The organism is Leifsonia sp. KNZ12-8B (assembly GCF_056755495.1).
This window is the reverse complement of sequence record NZ_JBPGXM010000002.1, coordinates 32,670-53,401: the sequence shown is the minus strand read 5'-3', so window position 1 is coordinate 53,401 and position 20,732 is coordinate 32,670. Positions and strand designations below refer to the sequence as shown.

The 20,732-nt window shown below is 63.1% G+C and carries 22 protein-coding genes; 16 read left to right on the top strand and 6 right to left on the bottom strand.

Features of this window, described 5'->3' with window-relative positions; genetic code table 11:
- Positions 1-36 precede the first annotated feature (36 nt).
- On the bottom strand, positions 37-1,089 hold the full coding sequence (locus tag ACR9ZG_RS00570) for a PAS domain-containing sensor histidine kinase (RefSeq protein WP_481282871.1): 1,053 nt from the start codon (positions 1,087-1,089) through the stop codon (positions 37-39).
- A 519-nt stretch (positions 1,090-1,608) separates the two neighbouring features.
- Here ACR9ZG_RS00570 and ACR9ZG_RS00565 point away from each other — a divergent pair.
- Both ACR9ZG_RS00565 and ACR9ZG_RS00560 read left to right on the top strand, forming a co-directional pair.
- Positions 1,609-1,950 carry a nuclear transport factor 2 family protein gene (locus ACR9ZG_RS00565; protein WP_481282870.1) on the top strand — a complete coding sequence of 114 codons (342 nt, stop codon included), beginning with the start codon at positions 1,609-1,611 and terminating at the stop codon, positions 1,948-1,950.
- A gap of 16 nt (positions 1,951-1,966) precedes the next feature.
- Positions 1,967-2,341 (top strand): hypothetical protein, encoded by a 375-nt coding sequence (locus ACR9ZG_RS00560; protein ID WP_481282869.1) that lies wholly within the window; start codon positions 1,967-1,969, stop codon positions 2,339-2,341.
- A 55-nt stretch (positions 2,342-2,396) separates the two neighbouring features.
- Here the strand turns inward: ACR9ZG_RS00560 and ACR9ZG_RS00555 are convergent, their stop codons facing one another.
- Positions 2,397-2,783 (bottom strand): nuclear transport factor 2 family protein, encoded by a 387-nt coding sequence (locus ACR9ZG_RS00555; RefSeq protein ID WP_481282868.1) that lies wholly within the window; start codon positions 2,781-2,783, stop codon positions 2,397-2,399.
- A 135-nt stretch (positions 2,784-2,918) separates the two neighbouring features.
- Complete coding sequence (locus ACR9ZG_RS00550) at positions 2,919-3,587, bottom strand: YoaK family protein (protein WP_481282867.1); 669 nt, start codon at positions 3,585-3,587, stop codon at positions 2,919-2,921.
- Positions 3,588-3,749: 162 nt separating this feature from the next.
- Here ACR9ZG_RS00550 and ACR9ZG_RS00545 point away from each other — a divergent pair, with 162 nt between their 5' ends.
- From ACR9ZG_RS00545 to ACR9ZG_RS00525, 5 genes are all read left to right on the top strand, one after another.
- On the top strand, positions 3,750-4,724 hold the full coding sequence (locus ACR9ZG_RS00545) for a PrsW family glutamic-type intramembrane protease (RefSeq protein ID WP_481282866.1): 975 nt from the start codon (positions 3,750-3,752) through the stop codon (positions 4,722-4,724).
- Positions 4,721-5,206 (top strand): hypothetical protein, encoded by a 486-nt coding sequence (locus ACR9ZG_RS00540; protein WP_481282865.1) that lies wholly within the window; start codon positions 4,721-4,723, stop codon positions 5,204-5,206. The genes ACR9ZG_RS00545 and ACR9ZG_RS00540 overlap by 4 nt, the downstream gene beginning before the upstream one ends.
- Positions 5,203-6,207, top strand: a complete 1,005-nt coding sequence (locus ACR9ZG_RS00535; protein WP_481282864.1) for a Dyp-type peroxidase — start codon at positions 5,203-5,205, stop codon at positions 6,205-6,207. Before ACR9ZG_RS00540 ends, ACR9ZG_RS00535 begins: the two co-directional genes overlap by 4 nt.
- A 17-nt stretch (positions 6,208-6,224) precedes the next feature.
- Positions 6,225-7,025 (top strand): family 1 encapsulin nanocompartment shell protein, encoded by an 801-nt coding sequence (locus ACR9ZG_RS00530; RefSeq protein ID WP_481282863.1) that lies wholly within the window; start codon positions 6,225-6,227, stop codon positions 7,023-7,025.
- A 259-nt stretch (positions 7,026-7,284) separates the two neighbouring features.
- A complete protein-coding gene (locus ACR9ZG_RS00525) occupies positions 7,285-8,325 on the top strand; it encodes a cupin domain-containing protein (protein WP_481282862.1) in 1,041 nt (346 codons plus the stop codon).
- 104 nt (positions 8,326-8,429) lie between these two features.
- On the opposite strand, the gene ACR9ZG_RS00520 is transcribed toward ACR9ZG_RS00525, so the two are convergent.
- On the bottom strand, positions 8,430-9,251 hold the full coding sequence (locus ACR9ZG_RS00520) for an alpha/beta fold hydrolase (protein ID WP_481282861.1): 822 nt from the start codon (positions 9,249-9,251) through the stop codon (positions 8,430-8,432).
- 260 nt (positions 9,252-9,511) lie between these two features.
- On the opposite strand from ACR9ZG_RS00520, the gene ACR9ZG_RS00515 reads away from it, so the two are divergent.
- The 4 genes from ACR9ZG_RS00515 (at position 9,512) to ACR9ZG_RS00500 (ending at position 13,767) form a co-directional block, all read left to right on the top strand.
- Positions 9,512-10,261, top strand: coding sequence for an aquaporin (locus ACR9ZG_RS00515; protein WP_481282860.1), 750 nt, complete (start codon positions 9,512-9,514; stop codon positions 10,259-10,261).
- Between the two features lie 243 nt (positions 10,262-10,504).
- Entirely contained in the window at positions 10,505-12,091 is a 1,587-nt protein-coding gene (locus tag ACR9ZG_RS00510) for a Na+/H+ antiporter (RefSeq protein WP_481282859.1), read from the top strand.
- 27 nt (positions 12,092-12,118) lie between these two features.
- A complete protein-coding gene (locus ACR9ZG_RS00505; protein ID WP_481282858.1) occupies positions 12,119-12,538 on the top strand; it encodes a nuclear transport factor 2 family protein in 420 nt (139 codons plus the stop codon).
- 299 nt (positions 12,539-12,837) lie between these two features.
- Entirely contained in the window at positions 12,838-13,767 is a 930-nt protein-coding gene (locus ACR9ZG_RS00500) for an alpha/beta fold hydrolase (protein WP_481282857.1), read from the top strand.
- An 8-nt stretch (positions 13,768-13,775) separates the two neighbouring features.
- On the opposite strand, the gene ACR9ZG_RS00495 is transcribed toward ACR9ZG_RS00500, so the two are convergent.
- Positions 13,776-14,456, bottom strand: coding sequence for an alpha/beta fold hydrolase (locus ACR9ZG_RS00495; protein ID WP_481282856.1), 681 nt, complete (start codon positions 14,454-14,456; stop codon positions 13,776-13,778).
- Between the two features lie 570 nt (positions 14,457-15,026).
- Between ACR9ZG_RS00495 and ACR9ZG_RS00490 the strand changes: the two genes are divergently transcribed.
- The 3 genes from ACR9ZG_RS00490 to ACR9ZG_RS00480 all read left to right on the top strand — a co-directional run bounded on the left by ACR9ZG_RS00490 (position 15,027) and on the right by ACR9ZG_RS00480 (position 18,014).
- Complete coding sequence (locus ACR9ZG_RS00490) at positions 15,027-15,896, top strand: helix-turn-helix transcriptional regulator (RefSeq protein ID WP_481282855.1); 870 nt, start codon at positions 15,027-15,029, stop codon at positions 15,894-15,896.
- 121 nt (positions 15,897-16,017) lie between these two features.
- Positions 16,018-17,013, top strand: a complete 996-nt coding sequence (locus ACR9ZG_RS00485) for a DMT family transporter (RefSeq protein WP_481282854.1) — start codon at positions 16,018-16,020, stop codon at positions 17,011-17,013.
- Between the two features lie 23 nt (positions 17,014-17,036).
- Positions 17,037-18,014, top strand: coding sequence for an aldo/keto reductase (locus ACR9ZG_RS00480; protein WP_481282853.1), 978 nt, complete (start codon positions 17,037-17,039; stop codon positions 18,012-18,014).
- A gap of 65 nt (positions 18,015-18,079) precedes the next feature.
- Here ACR9ZG_RS00480 and ACR9ZG_RS00475 read toward each other — a convergent pair whose 3' ends face one another.
- The gene (locus tag ACR9ZG_RS00475) at positions 18,080-18,529 is read right to left on the bottom strand and encodes an NUDIX domain-containing protein (protein WP_481282852.1); all 450 of its coding nucleotides are present in this window, start codon (positions 18,527-18,529) and stop codon (positions 18,080-18,082) included.
- A 466-nt stretch (positions 18,530-18,995) separates the two neighbouring features.
- Between ACR9ZG_RS00475 and ACR9ZG_RS00470 the strand changes: the two genes are divergently transcribed.
- Both ACR9ZG_RS00470 and ACR9ZG_RS00465 read left to right on the top strand, forming a co-directional pair.
- Positions 18,996-19,904: an SDR family NAD(P)-dependent oxidoreductase gene (locus tag ACR9ZG_RS00470; RefSeq protein ID WP_481282851.1), complete on the top strand. Its 909-nt coding sequence runs from the start codon at positions 18,996-18,998 to the stop codon at positions 19,902-19,904.
- A gap of 52 nt (positions 19,905-19,956) precedes the next feature.
- The gene (locus tag ACR9ZG_RS00465; RefSeq protein WP_481282850.1) at positions 19,957-20,718 is read left to right on the top strand and encodes an SDR family oxidoreductase; all 762 of its coding nucleotides are present in this window, start codon (positions 19,957-19,959) and stop codon (positions 20,716-20,718) included.
- Positions 20,719-20,732 lie beyond the last annotated feature (14 nt).

Sequence of the window (20,732 nt, the reverse complement as noted above, 5' to 3'; positions counted from 1 at the left end):
CAATCAGAATGGGGCAAACCCCACAACCTGCACTCATCACCCGACAGGGACAACCACACGGACCGTCGTCCCGCCGCCAGCAGGAGACGTAATCATCAGCTGGCCGCCCAAGGCTGCTGCCCGGTCAAACATGCCCGACAGCCCCGTCCCGGCCACCGACTCGCCGACGCCGCCGAGCCCATCATCAGCGACCGACAACTCCAAAAACTCGCCCACACGGGCGACCACATTGATTCGAGACGGCGACGCATGCTTCACCGCGTTCGCCAACGCCTCACTCACAATGAAATACGCATGCGCTTCCACCGCCGGATCCAACCGGTTCGGGATAACCACATCCGTCACCACTGGAACGGCGCTCCGCATCGCCAACGAATCAATCGCCGCCGGCAACCCGCCAGACGACAACGCAGCCGGGTACACACCCGCGGCGAGCTCCCGCAGCTCATCAATCGCTGCCTTCGCCTCCCCCGCCGCCTGCTTCAACAACAGCGCCGCACCATCAGGGGCCGACGAAACCTGCTCCGCCGCCAACTGCAAAAGAATCGCCAAGCTCACAAGCCGCTGCTGCGCGCCATCATGCAGGTCCCGCGCCGTCCGCCGCCGCACCTCCGCGGTCGCCTCCATCACCCTGCGTTGCGCATCCCGCGCGTCATCGGCACGGACACGCGCCGCGTCGAGTTCGCGTTGCAGCTGTTCCGCGTGTCGGCGTTCAGTTAGGTCGGTGAATGCGGTGACGACTCCGCGGCCGCCGGAAAGGTCTATCGGTGCTGACCACCATGCGATGGGGAACAGGCTGCCGTCTTTGCGGGCGAACCAGTAGTCCTCGCCGCGTGCTTGTTCTCCGGTGCGAGCCGGTTGAAGCATCTGGCAGTCCGCCGCGGGGAAGGGTGTCCCGTCGCCGTGGGAGTGGTGGACGGTGGCGTGGCTGGGGAGGCCTTCGAGCTCGGACCGGTCGGAGTAGCCGAGGGCTTCAACGGCGGCTCTGTTGGGGAAGACGATGTTTCCGTCGGCGTCGACGACCCATACCGGTTGAGGTACCGCTTCAAGGATGAGGAGGGGAGCGGGGTGCAGCAGCCCAGTGTGCATTTCCGCTCCTCACGTCCAGGTCCGGCGTTTTCACCGTGATCTGATGGTCTCGGAAGCGGGCGGTGACCCTCCACGGACAAATGACCCTATTGATCTGCGCTGTCGGTGTACGCGCCTTGACGAACCGCCGGCTCCTCGGCGCGTACGAATGTTCCCGCACCTGGTTCGAGCGGCGCGTCGGTGCTGCTGACGTAGCGGCCCCAGGGTCTGTTCGGTGTCGGCGCAGTGGGTCACGTATGAGTTCGGCTCGAGGCCGTTTGCGCAGTCGTTGGATTCCATTCCCTCTCCTCAGTCTCCTAAGTAGCCATTCCGTTGCTTATACAGACTCCGCGACGACGAGAACTTTGCGCCATCGAGTGGACCCGACGCTTCCACCCTCGCGATGTCGGGTCTGCCCTAGTTGCCGTGGGGTCCGAGGCTGCCGAGTCATCCGACTCAAGACACGTCGGCGAGGTTGTTGGAAGTCTCGGCTTAGGTCGCCGGCTGGGGCCCGCGCCATCGAGGTCGAAGGAGGACAACGTGATTCGTATCGTGTCGCAGTCTGTTCCGGACGCGGTTCGCGGCGCTCTCCACGCGATCAACGATGGTGACAGTGATGCGTTGCGCAGCTGCTTTCACCATCAGGCGGTTATCGACGAGCTGGGGCGTCTGGTCATCGGGGCGGAGGCGATTCGACTTTGGTGTAACGAACTTTTCGAGCGCCGAGCCGCCACCGTCTCGAACGCGATGATCGTCAATGAGTCTCCGGTCCGAACAGCGATGCGCGCCCGCGTCGGGTGGGATGGGGCTGCCGAGAGCCCAGGCACGTTCACCTTCGATGTGGAAGATGGGCTGATAACCATGTTGCGCATCAGCATCTAACCAGGGATCCGCAATCATGGGATCGTCGACGCTCACCGCGATTGAACGGCTTGAGCTTGAGCTGCTCGTAAGGGATGTTCTGGAGGGGCTTTCGCTCGGTCTACCCGATGAGTGCGCTGGATTGCTCCACCCGAACGTGATCGTGCGAACCCGGTGGACTGGTGTGGTGCGGGGCCGCGAGCCGGCAGTCCGGGAGTGCCGGTTGCACCTGTGCCCGATCCAGGGATCACCGATCCTTGTATCGCAGATAATTGTCAGCGACAGCGGTGTGCTGGCGGAATATCGGGTGATGCTGCCTCGGATCGGAGACCAGCCCTTACCGGTCACCGTGCGCAGCGTATACACCGTCGAGGATTTCATGATCCGGGGCTGGCAACAGCTGGAAGGTTAAGCGGTCGGGCACAGCTGAGGTGAAGTCAGCGCGCCGGCCATCAGCGGGCGCGAGATCAGCCGTGGAGTTGGCGCCAGTTGATGACTTGATAGTTGACGATCTCGAACGAAGCGAACCCCATCAGCGAGTGCGACCGGCATGCCGCGTCAAGCGAAACCCAAACCACTTCCTCGACGAGCACGAACTGTTCGACGCTGCTCATCACCACCGCCTTCACCTCGAATGTGGAAAAGGTGTCGAACACTTCGCGGCACAAATTCAACACCGCGGCTTTCCCTTCCACCTCCGACGATGAGCCGGTGAATCTAACCTCTGGGTGGAGAAAAGGATCCATCGCCCGGGCGTCGCGAAGACTCATCACCTCGAGGAAATCTCGGATGAGGAGCTCGTTTTCGATGCGGGTGATGCCTTGCGCTGCCAAGTCTCCGTACTCGTCTGACATGTCAACTCCTCATCGCCGGTTTTCGGTACGCGTCACACGATGCCGAACGGTGCGATAACCGGGATCAGTCGGATGACTCGATTCCGGTACCTGCACCGTGTTGCACGATCGGGACGGGCAGTGTCCGTTGATCATTCAGCCGTGTGCTTCCGAAGTAGACCGCGCGTCGAGTCTGCGGTGTGTGCCTGCGAGCACCAGAACCGTTCCCGCGGTGGTCGCGGCCAGCGGCAGGACAGGTCCCACGTTGGCGGACCATCCGATAGCCGCGGCCCCTGCGATCGCCCCGAAGACGAGCGCTGCAATTGTCACCAGCCGAAGGGTCTTGTTCCCTTGTCCCGCGGCAGCATCTTCCAGAACACTGATCAGAGTGCCCGTCACATACGTCGTTGTCAGCGGGGGAGCGACGGTGCGGCTCACTGCAGTCTGCGCACCCATTGCCACGCTGGACAACACGACGAGCCCCACCTGCACCCACGGTGCCGCGTGTCCTTCGACCGCCGCCCACCCGGCAAGAACCAGCATCTGAGCGGCAACGCTCATTGCCAACCCTGCGGCGACCCCACCCGCAGTGCGGGCAACACGAAAGCAGAAGTATGCGGCGGCCGAGAACGCCACGACCGCACACCCGGCGCTCACGAGGGTCTGCGTATAACCCGGACGGTTAAACAAACCGATGAGGACCAGGTTGCCGGTCATGTTCGCGGAGAAGATTCCACTAAGGCATAGGAACGCGAACGCGTCAGTCGCACCCGCACCGAACGACAGCGCGACAAGACCAACGATCAGGGCACGGGATTTAGGCATGCTTCCACCTCAGCAAACGCCAGGCCTCCCTTCATCGGTCGAATGACGCGTTCCTAAGCAGGGTCATGGCTCGCTTAAGGAACACAAGTCAACTGACTCAAGTCTTCGAAACCCACCGCTTGGGAGGCTCGTCCCGATCACCTACGCACTGAGGAGGAAACGGTGAGCACCTCGACGGACGCCCACGTTCCAACATCGCCACCGGCCGACGACCGGGTTGGGCGGCATCGGATCCGACGCCAGCATCACCCGCACCACCATCACGGCTGGTGGTGGAAGACCCTTCTCACCGGTCTAGCCTTGTGGGCTGTCACTGTGGTGGTGACCGCCTTGACGGGCAACTCAAACCTCGTCCCGACCCTTATCTTGGTTGGCAGCTTCCTGGTCCCATTTGCGGTCGTGTTGTTCGTCATCGAACGAGTGGCCGGCAATATCAGCACACGCCAGCTCATCCTCGCGTTCTTCGTCGGCGGCATCTTCGGTGTTCTCGGAGCTTCCCTGCTCGAGGCCGATTTGTCCCAGAGCTTCTGGGTCTACGGCTTGGTTGGCCTGATCGAAGAGTTCGTGAAAGGTGTCCTTCTGGTCATTTTCGGGTGGCGGGTAGTCCCCAAGAACGCCAAGCAGGGCGCTCTTCTGGGGGCGACCATCGGCGCCGGTTTCGCAGCGTTCGAATCCGCTGGATACGCGTTCAACGCAGCGATCACCTCTCAGGGAATCGACCTAGCTTCGCTGCTGGAGACGGAGATCGTCCGCGCCATCCTCGCCCCCGTAGGGCATGTGCTCTGGACTGCGATCCTTGGAGCCGTCATTTTCGGCGTCTCTTCCGGGCGAACTCGGTTCCGCTGGTCCCGGTGGATTCTCCTCGCATACGCGGGTGCAGCCCTTCTCCATGCCCTCTGGGATTCGTCATCGGAGCTCGCATCCGCGGCGGCGCTGCTTCTCAACGGCCGCGCCATCAAGGAACTCGAAGCAGGCTTCATCCTCGCCCGAACCGCCGAGGCGGTATCCGCGACAACCACCCTCCTGTATATCGCCGGAATCGCAGTCGTAGCGGTCGCCGGAGTGCTCACCATATGGCTGATATTGCGGCACTACCGGCGCCGGGCGGCGTTCGAGCAGACCGAGGACGGAAAGTGAACAGCACCAACTTCCGCCGCCGCAGCACAGCGATCGCCGGCGCTCTCGCCATAGCCGCTGTCCTCACCAGCTGCGACCTGTGGGTTCCGCAGTCGACAAAGACAAACGGCGAAACCGCCGACGGGGTCAGCGGCCAGGTCGGCTCGGTGTACGTCGCAAACGCAGTTCTCATCGTCGGCGACGATCAGGCAAACCTCGTCGCCTCCTTCGTCAACGAAAGCAAAAAGGACATCCACATTCAGATCTCGCACGGCCAGCCGCAAGCCGACAGCACAGTGGACCTCACCGTAGGAGGCGTCGTCCAAGTCGGCCGCAAAAACACGCAGACGGTGATTTTCGACGACTTCACCGCCGAGGCTGGGTCCCTCTATCCCGTCTATTTCACGTATCCGGGACAGACCGGCCTACGGATGGACGTCCCCGTGCTCACCGACCAGCAGCCGATGTACCGCGACCTCGCCCCAGACCAGGCGCACGAATGACAGCGGACGCGGCTGCGAACCTCGCACAAGCAACAGCTGCGCCGCTCGGCCGGCACGCCATCTTCCTCACTCTCACTGTGCGCGACACCCCGGCAGCATACGAAACCGTGCGTAGAACGCTCGCCGATGTCAGCGACAAAGTGAAGTCCGTCGGATTCCGGGACCGGACAGCGAACCTCACCTGTGTAACCGGAATCAGCGCTCGCGCGTGGCCGCCGCTCACCGGCCGCCCGCTGCCGAAAGAGCTGCACCCCTTCCAGGAAATCCAAGGAAGCGTCCATACTGCGGTCACCACCCCCGGTGACCTCCTGTTCCACATCCGCGCAGACCGGCAAGACTTGTGCTTCGAACTGGAACGGCAGATCCTCGCCACCCTCCGCGGCGCCGGCGACGTCGTCGACGAAACGACCGCGTTCCGATACTTCGACACCCGAGACCTGCTCGGTTTCGTCGACGGCACCGCCAACCCTGTCGGACGGGAAATCGCAGACGCGATCCTCGTCGACGATGAAGACCCCGACTTCCGCGGAGGGTCCTACATCGTCACCCAGAAATACCTGCACAACATCGACGCCTGGTCTCAACTCACGACCGAGCAGCAAGAGACCATCATCGGCCGAACCAAAGCGGACGACATCGAACTGCCAGACGCCACATCTGGTCAGCGGTCCCACAAAACGCTGTCAACAATCACCGACGACGCCGGCAACGAGTACTCGATCCTCCGCGACAACATGCCATTCGGGCGGCCCGGCGCCGACCAGTTCGGCACCTATTTCATCGGTTACTCCGCGCGGCTCTGGGTCATCGAACGCATGCTCGAGCGGATGTTCATCGGCGACCCGCCCGGCGCCCACGACCGCATCCTCGACTTCTCCACCCCAGTCACCGGGAACGTGTTCTTCGCTCCAGCCCTTGAGCTGTTCGACTCCTTCGACGATAGCCCGGCGGCTCCCACCACCAACGACATTTCTCTCGGCCTCGGCGCTCTGCGCGCCTGAACATGAAAGGCAGCACAATGGACCACCTTCTCCGTCACCTTGCTCCGGTCTCCGCGGACGTATGGGCGCAGATCGACGACGAAGCGCGAACCCGGCTGGCGCCGGCCCTCGGCGGACGTAAACTCGTCGACTTCGCAGGACCGCTCGGATGGAAGCATTCCGCTACCTCCACCGGGCGGGTCAGCGACGTCATCTCCGCCCCGGAAACCGGACTGATTGCACGTTCACGCGATGTCATCCGGGTCGTCGAAGTCCGAGCCGACTTCACGCTCAACCGTGGGGAACTCGACAGCGCCGCCCGCGGGGCTGTCGACGCCGACTACGGCCCGCTCGACGACGCCGCCGCCAGGATCGCCAGCAACGAAAACCGAGCCATCCTCGACGGCTGGGACGAAGCTGGCATCGTCGGTGCGGGACAAGCGTCCCCGCTCAGCCCGCTCACCCGAGACGACAACCCAGCCCAACTCACGCAGCAGGTTGCAGCCGCGATCGCCGCCCTTCAGCACGAAGGCATCGGTGGCCCCTACGGGCTCGCCGTCGACACCGACACCTGGATTGCCGCCACTGGCGGAAGCGACAGTGGTGGCTCACCTCTGCTCGCCCACCTTCACGAGATCCTCGACGGGCCGGTCGAATGGGCGCCGGGAATCGCCGGCTGCGTAGTCCTCAGCCTCCGAGGCGGGGACTTCCTTTACGAATCGGGCCAGGACATCGCGGTCGGATACGTCAACCACTCCGAAAGCACCGTCAGCTTCTACCTCGAAGAGACGTTCACCTTCCGAGTAGCGACACCAGAGGCGTCCATTCGGATCCTCTGAAGGGTGGGTTGCCCGCTGGCCGCAACCTTTCCCCTCGCCATAACAAGAATCACGTCGTTGGGCCTGGCAGCTGGCCGCCGAGCTGATGACGTCGCCGTTGGAAGGCGTCGTCACCAGGCCAGCGTCAATCGGCGCTTCGACCATCGCCCGCAGGCATGTATGTGCCAGTCAAGTCAGTTGACGCATGCCCTCGGCTGGTAACACCGGCCAGAGTCAATGCAACGATAACCAGCTCACATAATCAGGAGGACAACTCATCATGACCACAACATCCCGGCACGTGGCATCGCTCACCACAGGTGAACCGCTGTACGAGAACGAGTACGGGAGCATCGCTCAGCTGACCTCGACTTCATTCCCGCTGCTGGACGGCCTCTCGATCAAGCGGATCGTCCTCGAGCCCGGTGCGATTCGCGAGCCTCAGTGGAACGTGAACGCGAACCAGATCGCGTATGTAGTCTCCGGTCGTGTACTTGTGTCGACCCTTGGAAACGCGGACTCGTTCTCCACTTTCCTGGTAGAAGCGGGACAGATGTACCACGTGGAGTCCGGAGCGGTCTATCACATCGAGAATGTCGGAGAGGAGCGGGCTGAGGTCATCGCCGCCCTGCGCTCAGACCAGCCCACGCACTTCTCGCTGCACAGCAGCTTCAACGCGTTTTCCGACGCCGTTCTCGGCAATACATACGACCTCCCCGCATCCGCCTTCGCCGCATTCGACCGCGATGACGCACAGCAGATCGTCCAGCGACAAGGCCGGGCAAGCATCCCTGACAACGCCGGTTTGCCTAACGCGCGCCTCTTCGACATGGAGGGCCAAATCCCGCCGCTGTCTTACCCATACGGCCACGCCCGCCTAGCCAGGAAGCAGTTCTGGGCGGCCTTGGACGATCTCTCCATGTACTCCTTGAACGTGCAGAGCACTGGCATGCGCGAACCCCACTGGCATCCTGTCACGGGAGAGCTCGGTTACGTTCGGTCCGGCCACGCCCGTATGACGGTGTTGGACCCGGACGGCTCCCTCGACACGTACGAGCTCGAGCCGGGCAACGTGTACTTCATCCCGCGCGCATATCCGCACCACATCGAGAACCTGGGAGAGGAGGCGATTCAGTTCCTCATCTTCTTCGATCAGCCGACCCCTGGAGACATCGGCTACCGAGCAACGGCATCGGCGTTTTCCCGAGAGGTCCTGTCTGCGGCGTTCGACGTCCCTGAGCGCCAGCTGCCCCAGTTCCCCTTCACCGGGGTCGACCCACTGATTGTGGGACGTTCCAACGCCGTCGACGCCGTGGGCTAGCACCCCAGGATCATCAGCTGCGCTGAGGTGATCGAGCCCGCAAGTTGAGGGCGCACAACGAGGCCCCCGTGGATCGAATCCGCGGGGGCCTCGTAACGGTGTCGCTACTTCTTGATGAACTCGAGGATGTCCTTGTCCAGCTGCTCCTGGTAGGCGCCCCAGATACCGTGGGAAGCGCCCGGGTAGACCTTCAGGGTGCCGTCCTTGACCAACTTGATGGACTTCTCCGCCGCCGCGGCGATCGGAACGATCTGGTCGTCGTCGCCCTGCGCGATGAAGATCGGAACGTCGATGGCCTTCAGGTCCTCCGTCTGGTCGGTCTCCGAGAACGCCTTCACGCAGTCGTATGCGGCGGCGAGGTTCACCAGCATGCCCTGACGCCAGAAGTCATCAATGAGGCCCTGGGAGAGGTTCGCGCCGTCACGGTTGCCGCCGTAGAACGGAACCGCCAGGTCCTCGTAGAACTGCGAACGGTCCTTCAGCACACCCTCTCGGATGCCGTCCAGCGCCTCGATCGGGGTGCCCTCCGGGTTCGTCTCCGACTTCAGCATGATCGGGGGGACAGCGCCGGCGGTGACGACCTTCGCCACCCGGCCCTTTCCGAACTGCGCGGCGTAACGGACGACCTCACCGCCACCGGTGGAGTGTCCGACCAGGATGACGTCGTGGAGGTCCAGATGCTCGATCAGCTCGGCGAGGTCCTTCGCGTACTGGGTCATGTCGTTGCCGGTGTACGTCTTCGACGAACGGCCGTGACCGCGGCGGTCGTGGGCGATGGTCCGGTAGCCCGCGTCAGCGAACACCTTCAGCTCCACCTGCCAGGCGTCCGAGCTCAGCGGCCAACCGTGGCTGAATACGATCGGCTGACCGCTGCCCTGATCGGTGTAGTAGATCTCGGTCCCGTCGGTTGTGGTGATGTACGGCATGTGCCTGTTCCTTTCCCAAAAGGGTGTGAATGAGACGATTTCGCGTCCATCCCACTTTCCGAACGAGGTGGTCGGAGTCGAATCAGTCAAACGACTCGACCCCGACCGATGCGGTCACCCGATGAGGTCAAATGACCGATTCTGACCCTCGACTCTCGTTGCGAAGCTGAGCTATGGCGTCAACCGGCGCTGAAACCGCACGCTCTCTCACCCCGAAACGGCGAGGAAAGATGACGCAAAGAACCGCAAGCCCCACTGAGGTGACACGTTCCGCAACGACTTCGCAGCTCGCGGCCGAGGTGACCGGCACGATGATCTTGGTGTTCAGCGTCGCTGGCGCCGCCATCTTCGGCGCTGAGTTCGACCAAGGTCACGGTGGGCTGAACTTCGGGTTTTTCGGGGTGGCATTTGCGCTCGGTCTCAGCGTGCTCGTCGGCTCTTACGCGTTCGGCCCGCTCTCGGGCGGCCATTTCAACCCCGCCGTCACGATCGGGCTAGCGATCGCAGGCCGGCATCCGTGGCGACGTGTTCCCGGGTATGTGCTCGCTCAGATCGTCGGCGGAGTAATCGGATCGTCGCTGCTCGTCATCATCGCGGCAGGCGGCCCTCATCAGTTCCTCGCCGACGCGAGAGCCACGGGGTTCGCTTCCACCGGTTGGGGGCCGTTGTCCCCCGGAGGCTTCCCGCTGCCGTCTAGCTTCCTCATCGAGGTGGTCACCACCTGCGTGTTCCTCTGGGTGATCCTTGCCGTCACTAGTGAACGATCGAACCCGGCCACCGCGCCGGTTGCCATCGGACTGACCCTGCTCCTTGTCGCTCTGATCGCAATCCCGGTCTCCAACGGCTCGTTCAACCCGGCCCGCAGCATCGCAACCGCCATCTACGGCGGATCGACCGCGCTGACACAACTGTGGATGAGCGTCGTCGCTCCGCTCCTCGGCGCGGTAATCGCCGGAATCAGCTACGCAGCCTTGTTCGAACGGGAGTCCAACGCGTTGAAGGCTGACTGACGTCACACCGATCAGACGCATGGTCCGGCTCGTTTGATTCGGTCGTGGGATCGAGTAATTCGACTGACGAAACCGTACGGCCGGATCTAGATGCTGGAATTGAGCTTTGGGAACCGAGCGAGAGGCGGGGCAGGGCATGGGATGCACTCCAGCGGCGGCTGTGGGAGGTGACTTCGGCGCACGGCACCGGGGAACCCCCAGGCCCACTCCCGGCCTTCACCGAGCGGCTAACCGTCGCAAACCATGAATGGGCTGCTGGTCGTGGTCCTCCTCGGCCTCGCCATCCTTGTTGCAGGTGTGCTGTCAAGGCAGGCAAGAGTACCTCTGCCGGTCTTCGCAATTATCGTCGGCGCCGTTGTCGGGATCATTCCGGGGATCGCCGATGCGGTGACTATCCCGCCGGAGATCCTACTTACTGTCTTCGTTCCGGCACTTCTCTACTGGGAGTCCTTGAATACCTCGCTGCGCGAGATCCGCCGCAATTGGGTGGTGATAGCTTCCCTGTCGGTGGGGCTGGTCCTCGCGACGGCAGGTGTGGTGACGCTCATCGGTCACGCGTTCGGGATGACGTGGACCTCTGCCCTCCTCCTCGGTGCGGTGCTGGCCCCGACAGATGCAACCGCTGTCAGTTTCGTGCTCCGCCGCTTGCCGCGGCGCATCCGCACGGTGCTTCGCACGGAAAGCCTGATCAATGACGGCACCGCACTCGTCCTTTACGGTGTCGCGGTATCAGCTGCAGCTGACGGACGTGGTGTGTCGTTCGGATCGGTAGCCGTGCAATTCGCGTACTCCTACATCGCAGCAATCGCGATTGGAGTTGTCGTCGGTTTCCTCGCCGTGCTTGCCCGCTTGCTTATCCGCGGAGACAAGCTCCTGAACAGCACAATCAGTGTGCTGACACCTTTCGCTGCGTTCATAATCGCCGAGAAAATCGAAGTCTCAGGAGTTGTCGCCGTCGTGACCGCCGGGCTGCTCCTCAGCCAGATCGGCCCGCATGTCATTACTGCTTCGATGCGGTCCCAATCGTTTGGTTTCTGGCAGCTAACGACGTTCCTTCTCAGTGGCACGCTCTTCGTCGTTATCGGCGTGCAGACCAGCATCGTCTTCAAATACGACGGCCCAAGTACGATGCAGGCAATCATCGTCGGCATAGCCTGCACCGGTGCCCTCATCGCGCTCCGCATCGCATGGGTCAGCGTGACACCGTTCACCCTGCGGCTGACGCGACAGCCCAAACCGATTGCGCCCGTCACGCAACGCCAGCGCTTACCGTTGAGCTGGGCAGGGTTCCGCGGAGCTGTCTCCCTCGCCGCAGCGCTCTCGATCCCGACAACGACAGCTGCGGGCGATCCCCTCTCCGGCCGAGACGTCATCATCAGCACAACCATCGCAGTGATCCTCCTCACACTTGTCGTGCTCGGGCCGAGCATGCTCGGTGTCATCCGATACGCCCGATACGCGGGTGACGAAGACGAACGCAGCGAGGATCTCCTTGCGCAACAGAGCACTGTCGAAGCTGCGCTTCGTGACCTCCCCGAGGTTTCATCGCGACTCCACACCAGGACGGAAGCGGTCAACGACCTGCAAACGCGGATGGATGACCTGCTAGCCGGAATCCACCGCCAGCAAGAGACCCAGCACGATGCCCAACCCCGGACCGCGACCGCGGAGGAGCGTGCGCTCGAGCTTGCGCTCATTCCATCCCAACGCACCGCTCTCTTCAAACTCCGCAGGCAGCGCCTGATCGACGACGTCATATTGCGGCGCCAACAAGGCCGGCTCGACCGGAACGAGCTCCGCCTGCGCGACGAAACCGAAGACGACGAATAGCCCGACACCCAACCCACGGAGGAAACAATGAGCAGCATCAGCGAGAAAAACAAGGCGACCATCGCGGACACGTTCGAGGCGTGGAAAGAGGGAAGCGGCAGCATTGTGGATCTGCTGGCTCCCGACCTGCGATGGGAGATCGTTGGGGAGTCGGCAGCAGCTGGAACGTACACGCGGGATGGATTCGTCGACGGCGTCCTGGCGTCCATCGGGCGGCGGTTCAGCAAACACGGCTTTGTCAAACCGACCAACATCCGCCTCATTCTCGCCGACGACGACTGGGTGGTCACCCTTTACGAGGCGCGAGGCATCACCAACGCGGACACCGTCTACGACAACACGTATGCGTGGTTCATGAGGATGCGTGACGGCCAGATTGTCGAGGCGGTCGCCTTCTACGACAGCATCGCGTTCGACAGGATGTGGGCCGTGCCGCCGAGCGCATGAACGTCATCCGTGTCCCTGGCGTCCAGATATGAGCCGGGTGCTGGCTTAGTGGCAGATAAGAGGACCAACGCGGGATCTGCCCGGCGGGAAGCATCAGGTCGCAGCAAGGCTTCCCCTTGCGGAGCAGTAGCGCCGCACTGGCGCGACGGTCTGATCGACCGTGCGAACCAGAGCCCGGGGACGAAGGCCGTCCATTGTGGGGTTTCCGCTCTACCTGCCGTACTCGGCCAATCCATAGAATCTCGACAGCAGCACTGCGGTTCTTCCTACCTGGTGACTGCTCGCCGAGAGGAGAAAACATGTCGGCCGATCAGACCACCGAGTCGACTGATCCGATCGCGGAGTTCAGAACCAGAGTCGTCACCGCCGTGGATGGTGTCCATATCCCTGTCGTCGAAAACGGGCCCATCGACGGCTCTCCGATCGTTTTTGTGCACGGGCTGGCGAGTTCGCATGCGGCGTGGTCCGGTGTCATGCGAGACCGTCGACTGGCGGAACGGTTTCGACTCATCGCATTCGACCTTCGAGGACACGGCGACACTGCCCAACCGCTCACCGGTAAACAACTCGACGCGACAACCGCAGCCATCAACGAGCTGACCTGGTCGAAAGACCTCGATGCGGTTGTTGCCGGACTTACCGGAGTCCATGTCGTGGGATGGTCGTTCGGTTGCCGTGTGACCGCTGGATGGTTGCATCAGAGGGGAGGTCTCGGCAACGCGAGCGGCGCTACGTTCGTTGCTGGGCCCAGCGTTCTCGCGCCGCTACCCGAGGGCGACCCCGCCGACGGCGCCGTCAGGCCAGACGCGTTGCCTATCCTCTTCCGGGCAGCCGAAGGCGGAGAGCGCGCCTATGCCGAGCTTCTCCTCGGCCGGGTGGATCATTCGACCGCCGAAACGTTCGACGAAGGCCGGGTGGCAGCTGTTGCTGCAGTCACTGCGATGACGAATCCCCGCGCCGTGACATCTGCTCTAGGAGCACCTTTCGACTACCGCCCGTTTCTCGCGGAGCTGGGGCCGGATGAGCGGCGGCGAATGCGTGCGCTCATCGTGTCCGACGATCTGGTGTTTGAACCGAAGGCAACCCGTGCATCCTGGACTGAAGTTGGAGTCGCAACATCCCTTGTGGATGGCCAGCCGCATGCGTGGCCGATCACCGACCCCACCGCCTTCGTCTCCGAATTGCTAATCCAACTGGACGCCACGTTCGAGGAACCGGGGCCACGGTAACGGATGGCTTAGATGCAGTCACCACTCGCTACCGCAACTGCCGCGACAGCTTCGTGAATGACGTTTGCCACTTCGACGGGATTCGACACCATCGGCAGATGGCCCGAAGCGACCTCGACGGTCCGCGCACCCATCCTCTGGGCGAGAAAGCGCTGCAGGGACGGGACGGTCGCACGATCCTCTGTTGAGATCAGGTACCAGTTGGGGCGCACCTTCCACGCGGCTCTCGAAGTCCGCTCGGAGAACAGATCTCTCGAGATGGGCGCCTGAACGGCGTACAGCAACTGCGCCTCTGCCGGTCTGACCCCGTTTGCCAGATCTCGATAAAACGCGTCTTCCTTGAGGCGACGAAACCCATCCCGCTCCGTTACGCCGGAACTTATCGGAGGGGCAGGAAACTGGGCGGCCATGTCGGCGAAGTTCTCGCCGGCTTCGGGGGCGCGAGCCGAAACGAAAACCAAGCCTGCAACCTTATCGTGGTCCCCGACCTCGCTGATGACCGTGCCAGCCCATGAGTGACCGACGAGGATCACCTTCCCTGGCTGGGCTTCTATCGCGCGCCTGGCCGCGTCCACGTCATCGACCAAGGAAGTCAGAGGGTTCTGGACTGCTGTGGTTCGGACGCCCGCACCCAGCAGTTCCCGGATCACACCTCTCCATATTGAACCGTCTGCATACGCGCCGTGCACCAGCACAACGCCTACATTGGCTTGATTCTGCGCAGCAGTACTCACCACATCTCCAGTCCGCGGATCGGAACCGTCAATAGTCCTCGCGACGTTCCAGCTCCATCTCTAAAACGGGTTCCAAAGCGGCTAGTTCTCCGAGCGCAAGCCGTAGATGTCGGAGAAGCCATTCATCGGTGGTCCCTCCGGCGATGACCAGCTCATCGAGCTGAGCCAAACGATCCTGAGCTGATCCCTGCAAATCGACTGCCATCTCTCCTCCGGGTTTCTCGCGTTGAGCCAGATTTCTATCGCGAACGTAACGGCGAAAGAGCGGTGCATCCCCAGCTAAATGACTCGATCCCCAGACAAGAGAGGTTCCGACACGAAGCAGGCAAGCACGGGCCGCCGGCCCGACCGTGTGATTGGGCCTGCGGATTTGAGTCAAATTGCTCAGGGCAACACCGCAGTTTCGCGCCAAAGTGGGTGCCGACCGCGTAACCCTGCGGCGTCCACCCCGCCCGACAGTGACAGCGCTGATGGGGGGAGTGGAACACCCTCCCTCTGTACCCCAGGCGGAAGTAGGTTCCCGATATGGCAAACCACAACGAGCTCGGCGACTATCTCCGAGCACGCCGCTCGCAGGTGGACCCGACGGCCGTAGGGCTGCCGGGCGGCGGCACACGCCGAGTGAGCGGCCTCCGCAGAGAAGAGCTGGCGTCCCTAGCCGGCGTCAGCGTCGACTACTACACCCGTCTCGAACAGGGCCGCGAAAGGCACCCGTCATCCCAAGTCCTCGACGCACTCGCGCGAGTGCTCAAGCTCGGGCCAGACGCACGGCGTTATATGCGCGCGATCGCAGCCCCGAAGCCAGCATCGCGAGCGTCCGCCGGGAACCCCACGCCCATCGCGAGCCATCTGCTCAAGCTGGTCGGTGACTGGTCAATGAACCCGACGGTCATCCTCGACCGCCGATACAACATCGTCGCCGCGAACCAACTCGGTGATGCGTTGTTCTCAAACCCGGCGAACGTCCGAAACATCGTAGAGCTTCTCTTCCTCGAGCCCGCCGGCAGGGAACTGTTTGTCCAGTGGGACGCGGTCGCGAGAAGCAGCGTCGCAGCCCTCAGGTCAGCCGCCGCCTACATGCCAGACGATGCTGAGCTCAATGAAATCGTCGGCAAGTTGAGCATCGGAAGCCCGACATTCAGCGCCCTTTGGGCACAAGCGGAAGTTCGAGAGAAAACGTCAGGATCTCTCGTCCTTATGCGGCCAGAAGTCGGGAAGCTGCAACTCGAATACACCACCCTTCAGCCGAACGGTGCAGATGACGTCCTGATGAAGGTTTACCGAGCCGCCTCCGGGACCGAGACCGAAGAACGACTGCTGATGTTGGGCAGTCTGACCGCGGACGGACCAGGCACCGCTAGCCACACCGACAGCGTCCCAGCCGGGCAGCGCTGACCCCAAGCTCACAGACAGGGTGCGCGGCACCCAGGGTGCGTCTCTGCCTGCCTCCCGGCCCTCGGCGTTCGTAGCGTCGAATCTCGTAACCGTGAAGTAACGACATCGAAGAAGCGAAACCATGACATCCTCCACCCAACAACAAGCCAGTCCCTCGCCTGAGAGCGCGGGGAGCCGCCGTGACACCAGCCTCCTGGTAGCTGTCGTCCTCACTGTCATTGTCGGTGGTCTCCTCGCCTTCCAGACGAGGATCAACGGAGCGCTCGGCGCCGCTCTGGGCGACGGGCTCACCGCCGCGGCAATTGCGTTCGGCGTCGGCCTGATCCTCACCGCGATCGGACTGATCTTCAACCGCAAAGCGCGCGCAGCGCTACACGAGATCCCTCTCCTGATTCGGGAGAAGGTTCTCGCGCCCTGGATGCTTCTTGGAGGTGCGGTCGCCTCCATCTTCGTCATCGCCCAGGGCCTCACAGGCGCACTGCTCGGAACTGCGCTTTTCACCGTCGGAGCGGTCGCCGGTCAAACCGTGAGCGGGCTCATCGTCGACCGGATTGGCGTGGGGCCAGGCGGGAGCCGGCTGATCACACCGCCTCGATTCATCAGCGCAGCGCTCTGCGTCATCGCAGTCGGCTTCGCCGTCGCGCAGCACATCGGAAGCCAGATCCCGGTTTGGCTCGTCATCCTGCCCATCATCGGAGGCGCGGCGACCGCCTGGCAGCAAGCCGTGAACGGGCGCGTCCGCGCGGCAACCCATTCGGCACTCGGCGCCACCTTCGTGAACTTCCTCACCGGTACCGTCGTTGTCGTACTGGTCGCTGTCATCCACGGTCTGGCCGCAGGGTTCCCTCATTCGTTCCCCACCAACCCGCTCCTCTACATGGGTGGCGTCTCCGCGGTCATCTTCATCGCCGCGACAACCGTGCTCGTTCGGGTCACCGGAGTGCTCATCCTCGGACTGTGCACCGTTGCCGGACAACTCGTCACATCCCTGATTCTCGACCTGACCCTCCCGCAGGGCAGGGGAATCGACCTGACGATCGTCATCGCCACCGTGCTTGCGCTCATCGCCGCTGTTATCGCCTCCGTGCGATTCCGCCGTACGCGCAACCAGGCGTGACAAGAAACCGAAGAAAGGAAACCATGAAGCACACCACTCTCGGCACACTCGACGTCACACGCATCGGCCTCGGCGCCATGACCATGTCCGCGTACTACACCGGCGCGGGTCAGAACGAGGACGAGTCGATTCGCACCATCCAGCGCGCGCTCGACCTTGGCGTCACCTTCATCGACACTGCGGAGGTGTACGGGCCGTACACAAACGAGGAGCTCGTCGGTCGCGCGCTCGCTGGACGACGAGACCAGGTCGTTCTCGCAACGAAGTTCGGTTTCATCTCCCATGTCGGCGGTTCGCAGACAGGGCTCAATTCCCGGCCAGAGAACATTCGAGCGGCGGTGGAAGGATCGCTGCGCCGACTCAACACCGACTACATCGACCTTTACTACCAGCACCGGGTCGACCCGGACACGCCGATCGAAGACGTCGCCGGGACGTTCGCAGAACTGGCCGCTGAAGGAAAGATCCGACACGCAGGCCTTTCCGAGGCCGGCCCGGACACCATCCGTCGCGCACACAGTGTCTTCCCGATCACCGCTGTACAAAGCGAGTACTCACTCTGGACTCGCGACGTCGAAGCGAACGTGCTCCCCGTTCTCGAGGAGCTCGGTATCGGGTTCGTGGCCTACTCACCGCTCGGCCGCGGGTTCCTCACCGGGCAGATCCGCTCTGTGGAAGACTTCGCGGACGACGACATCCGAAAGAACAACCCGCGCTTCGTCGGTGAAAATCTGAAGAAGAACCTCCAACTGGTGGACGAGGTCAAGGCGGTCGCCGAGGACGCTGACGCAACTCCGGCGCAAGTCGCTCTGGCCTGGCTCCTCACGCGGAGCCCGCATCTTGCCGTGATCCCTGGGACGAAGCACGTGAACCGGCTCGAGGAGAACGTCGGCGCCGACCAGACGACCCTCACCCGGGAGCAGATCGCGCGACTGGACGCGCTTCAGCCCGCCGTCGGCAACCGCTATGAGGACGGAGCAATGTCGGTGATCGAACACTGACACCTACCCGGTGGATCGCTCCGCGTTCGCAAGCGGGTCGACCAGCGCGCACACATAGCGATCGTTCAGCGGGCGTCGTTGAGGACGGTGTCAATCCACTCGTGTCGGACGAGACCGTCGACGTCACTGCGTGTGAACCAGCCGGTCTCAAGCAGCTTTTCGGTCTCCAACGTGAGAGGGCGGCTTGGTAGGCGACATTCGAAAGCGGTTGTGACATAGGCGACGCGATCCCCATTGGGATACACCGTCTCCAAAAGCGGCCCGCCGTAAACACCGATAATCGTGCCGAGTCTTGGCCTTACTCCGAGTTCTTCGAGGACTTCCCGAGCGACGGCCTCGTGCGGCGTCTCCCCAGGCTCGATACCGCCGCCGATGAGACTCCATCGCTGGGTGTCCCGCTGTCGTGCAAGGAGGAAATGATCACCGTCGCGGATCACGGCCGTCACGCCGGGCAGGAGTAGCAGATCATGTCCGACACGTTCGCGTAGGGATCGAACGTAGGGCGACATCGGCATGGTTCGACCCTAGCTTTTGCAGCACATTTCCGTCGGTGGAGCCCTACGTATCGCGGCCGTCCGCGCACGACGCGCTCATGGCACCTCTTTCGTGACGGTGGACTGGATCGCGGTCGCTTCGACTTCGTGGTCGGGTCCCCATCCGAAGAGGGTCGTGCCACTCATGGTTCGTTCTCCGATGACAAGGCCGGTGCTTCCAAGCGGCCATGCTTGCGGATCGTGCCGCTCGTTCGATAGCGCGTCGTCGGAACCTTCCCGCCTCAGGATGTCCGCAAGCCGGTCCATCACCGAACTGTCCCGAACCGCGAAGCTCGGGCGGCTGTGTCGTTAGCAACGTGGGGCTCTCACGCGCTCCTCCTGACCGAACCGTCGCGATTTCCGGACTCGATTGCTTTCGTCGAGTCATCTGACCGATTCGAACCGTCGGGCGTCTCGCTGAACTGGACCTGCGAGAAAGGAAGGTCCAATGAGCGAAGTAGTACTGATCAGCGGGGCGGGTTCCGGCTTCGGCGCCCTCACAGCGCGGGCGCTCGCCGACGCCGGCCACACCGTCTACGGCGGCATACGCGACATCTATGGCCGCAACCGAAGCCGGGTCGAAGAGGCCAAGGCGTACGCCACCGAACACAGCGTGGCGCTGAACATCGTGGAGATGGACTCGCAATCACAGCAGTCCGTCGACGACGCGGTCGACACCGTCATCGGCGAGCAGGGCCGCATCGACGTCCTCATCCACAACGTCGGCCACATGGTGACCGGGCCCGCGGAAGCCTTCACCCTCGATCAGTTGACAGCGCTCTACGACGTCAACGTGCTCAGCACCCAGCGCTTGAATCGGGCGGCGTTGCCGCATCTCCGGAGGGCAGGACGCGGGCTCGTGATCTGGATCTCCAGCTCCAGCGTCAAGGGCGGCACACCGCCGTACCTGGGGCCGTACTTCGCGGCGAAGGCTGCGATGGACGCACTCGCTGTCTCGTACGCTGACGAGCTCGCCCGGTGGGGCGTGGAGACCTCGATCGTCGTACCGGGGTCGTTCACGAAGGGGACCGAGCATTTCGCTACCGCGTGGACCCCCGACGACAAGCGCGTCGAAGCCGAGTACGACCAGAAATACCCCGGGCTGCTCTCCGATGTGGCCGCCAAGCTCGCCGCACTCGCCCCTGCCGACCAGGACCCGGCTCAGGTCGCTGAAGAGGTCGCCCGCATCGTCGCCCTTCCCGACGGCCAGCGGCCGTTCCGTTCGACGGTCGACCCGGTGGATGACGGGTCGAAGACGGTTTCCGACGTCGCTGACGCCATCCGAGTGAACTTTCTGACCCGCATCGGCCTCGCCGATGTTCTCCATCCCGCGCTGCAAACGCCGGAGTCGAAGTAGCCGGCCGGCTCCTTCCCGTCGCAGCTCACCAACAAGAAAGGCAGTACACGTCATGACCGGAATCCAGGACGGAAAGGTCGCCATCGTCGTCGGCGGCGCGAAGAACCTCGGACGGCTCTTCTCCAAATCCCTCGCGGGAGACGGAGCCGACGTCGTCGTTCACTACAACTCGGCCAGTAGCGCCGCAGACGCCGACGCGACCGTGAAGGACCTCGAGGACCTCGGTGTGCAGGCCCTCGCGTACCAGGCCGACCTCACGGCCGTGGCCGAGATCAAGAAACTGATCGACGCCACCATCGCCCGTTTCGGGCGATGGGACATCCTCGTCAACACCGCCGGGCTCATCGTCCGGAAGCCGCTCGCCGAGACCACCGAGGAAGAGTACGACAACTCGTTCCTCATCAATGCCAAGATCCCGTTCTTCCTCATGGCGGAGGCCGCGAACCGTATGGCCGACAATGGCCGCATCATCAACCTGGTCACAACCCAACTGGCATTCACCGCGCCCACCTACGCCGCCTACACCGGCAGCAAGTCGCCGGTCGAGCAGTTCACGAAAGCCTTCGCCAAGGAGGTCGGCTCGCGGGGGATCACCGTGAACTCCGTCGCGCCCGGGCCTCAGAAGACGAAGTTCTTCTACGACGTGGAGACGCCCGAGACCATCGCCTGGCTCAAGGGCCTCACCATCAGCGGCGACATCGGCGAGCCCGACGATGTCGTACCCGTCGTGCGCTTCCTCGCAGCCCCGGACGCACGATGGATCACCGCCCAGACCGTGTACGTCAACGGCGGCATGATCGCACCGATCAACTAGACCCCGAGGAAAGC

Coding starts and splice junctions, on each gene's coding strand:
- ACR9ZG_RS00505 (WP_481282858.1), top strand. CDS start 12,119: ATGAGCAGCATCAGCGAGAAAAACAAGGCGACCATCGCGGACACGTTC.
- ACR9ZG_RS00560 (WP_481282869.1), top strand. CDS start 1,967: ATGGGATCGTCGACGCTCACCGCGATTGAACGGCTTGAGCTTGAGCTG.
- ACR9ZG_RS00510 (WP_481282859.1), top strand. CDS start 10,505: ATGAATGGGCTGCTGGTCGTGGTCCTCCTCGGCCTCGCCATCCTTGTT.
- ACR9ZG_RS00475 (WP_481282852.1), bottom strand. CDS start 18,529: ATGCCGATGTCGCCCTACGTTCGATCCCTACGCGAACGTGTCGGACAT.
- ACR9ZG_RS00555 (WP_481282868.1), bottom strand. CDS start 2,783: ATGTCAGACGAGTACGGAGACTTGGCAGCGCAAGGCATCACCCGCATC.
- ACR9ZG_RS00480 (WP_481282853.1), top strand. CDS start 17,037: ATGAAGCACACCACTCTCGGCACACTCGACGTCACACGCATCGGCCTC.
- ACR9ZG_RS00570 (WP_481282871.1), bottom strand. CDS start 1,089: ATGCACACTGGGCTGCTGCACCCCGCTCCCCTCCTCATCCTTGAAGCG.
- ACR9ZG_RS00550 (WP_481282867.1), bottom strand. CDS start 3,587: ATGCCTAAATCCCGTGCCCTGATCGTTGGTCTTGTCGCGCTGTCGTTC.
- ACR9ZG_RS00520 (WP_481282861.1), bottom strand. CDS start 9,251: ATGCCGTACATCACCACAACCGACGGGACCGAGATCTACTACACCGAT.
- ACR9ZG_RS00535 (WP_481282864.1), top strand. CDS start 5,203: ATGACAGCGGACGCGGCTGCGAACCTCGCACAAGCAACAGCTGCGCCG.
- ACR9ZG_RS00470 (WP_481282851.1), top strand. CDS start 18,996: ATGAGCGAAGTAGTACTGATCAGCGGGGCGGGTTCCGGCTTCGGCGCC.
- ACR9ZG_RS00485 (WP_481282854.1), top strand. CDS start 16,018: ATGACATCCTCCACCCAACAACAAGCCAGTCCCTCGCCTGAGAGCGCG.
- ACR9ZG_RS00525 (WP_481282862.1), top strand. CDS start 7,285: ATGACCACAACATCCCGGCACGTGGCATCGCTCACCACAGGTGAACCG.
- ACR9ZG_RS00465 (WP_481282850.1), top strand. CDS start 19,957: ATGACCGGAATCCAGGACGGAAAGGTCGCCATCGTCGTCGGCGGCGCG.
- ACR9ZG_RS00490 (WP_481282855.1), top strand. CDS start 15,027: ATGGCAAACCACAACGAGCTCGGCGACTATCTCCGAGCACGCCGCTCG.
- ACR9ZG_RS00500 (WP_481282857.1), top strand. CDS start 12,838: ATGTCGGCCGATCAGACCACCGAGTCGACTGATCCGATCGCGGAGTTC.
- ACR9ZG_RS00530 (WP_481282863.1), top strand. CDS start 6,225: ATGGACCACCTTCTCCGTCACCTTGCTCCGGTCTCCGCGGACGTATGG.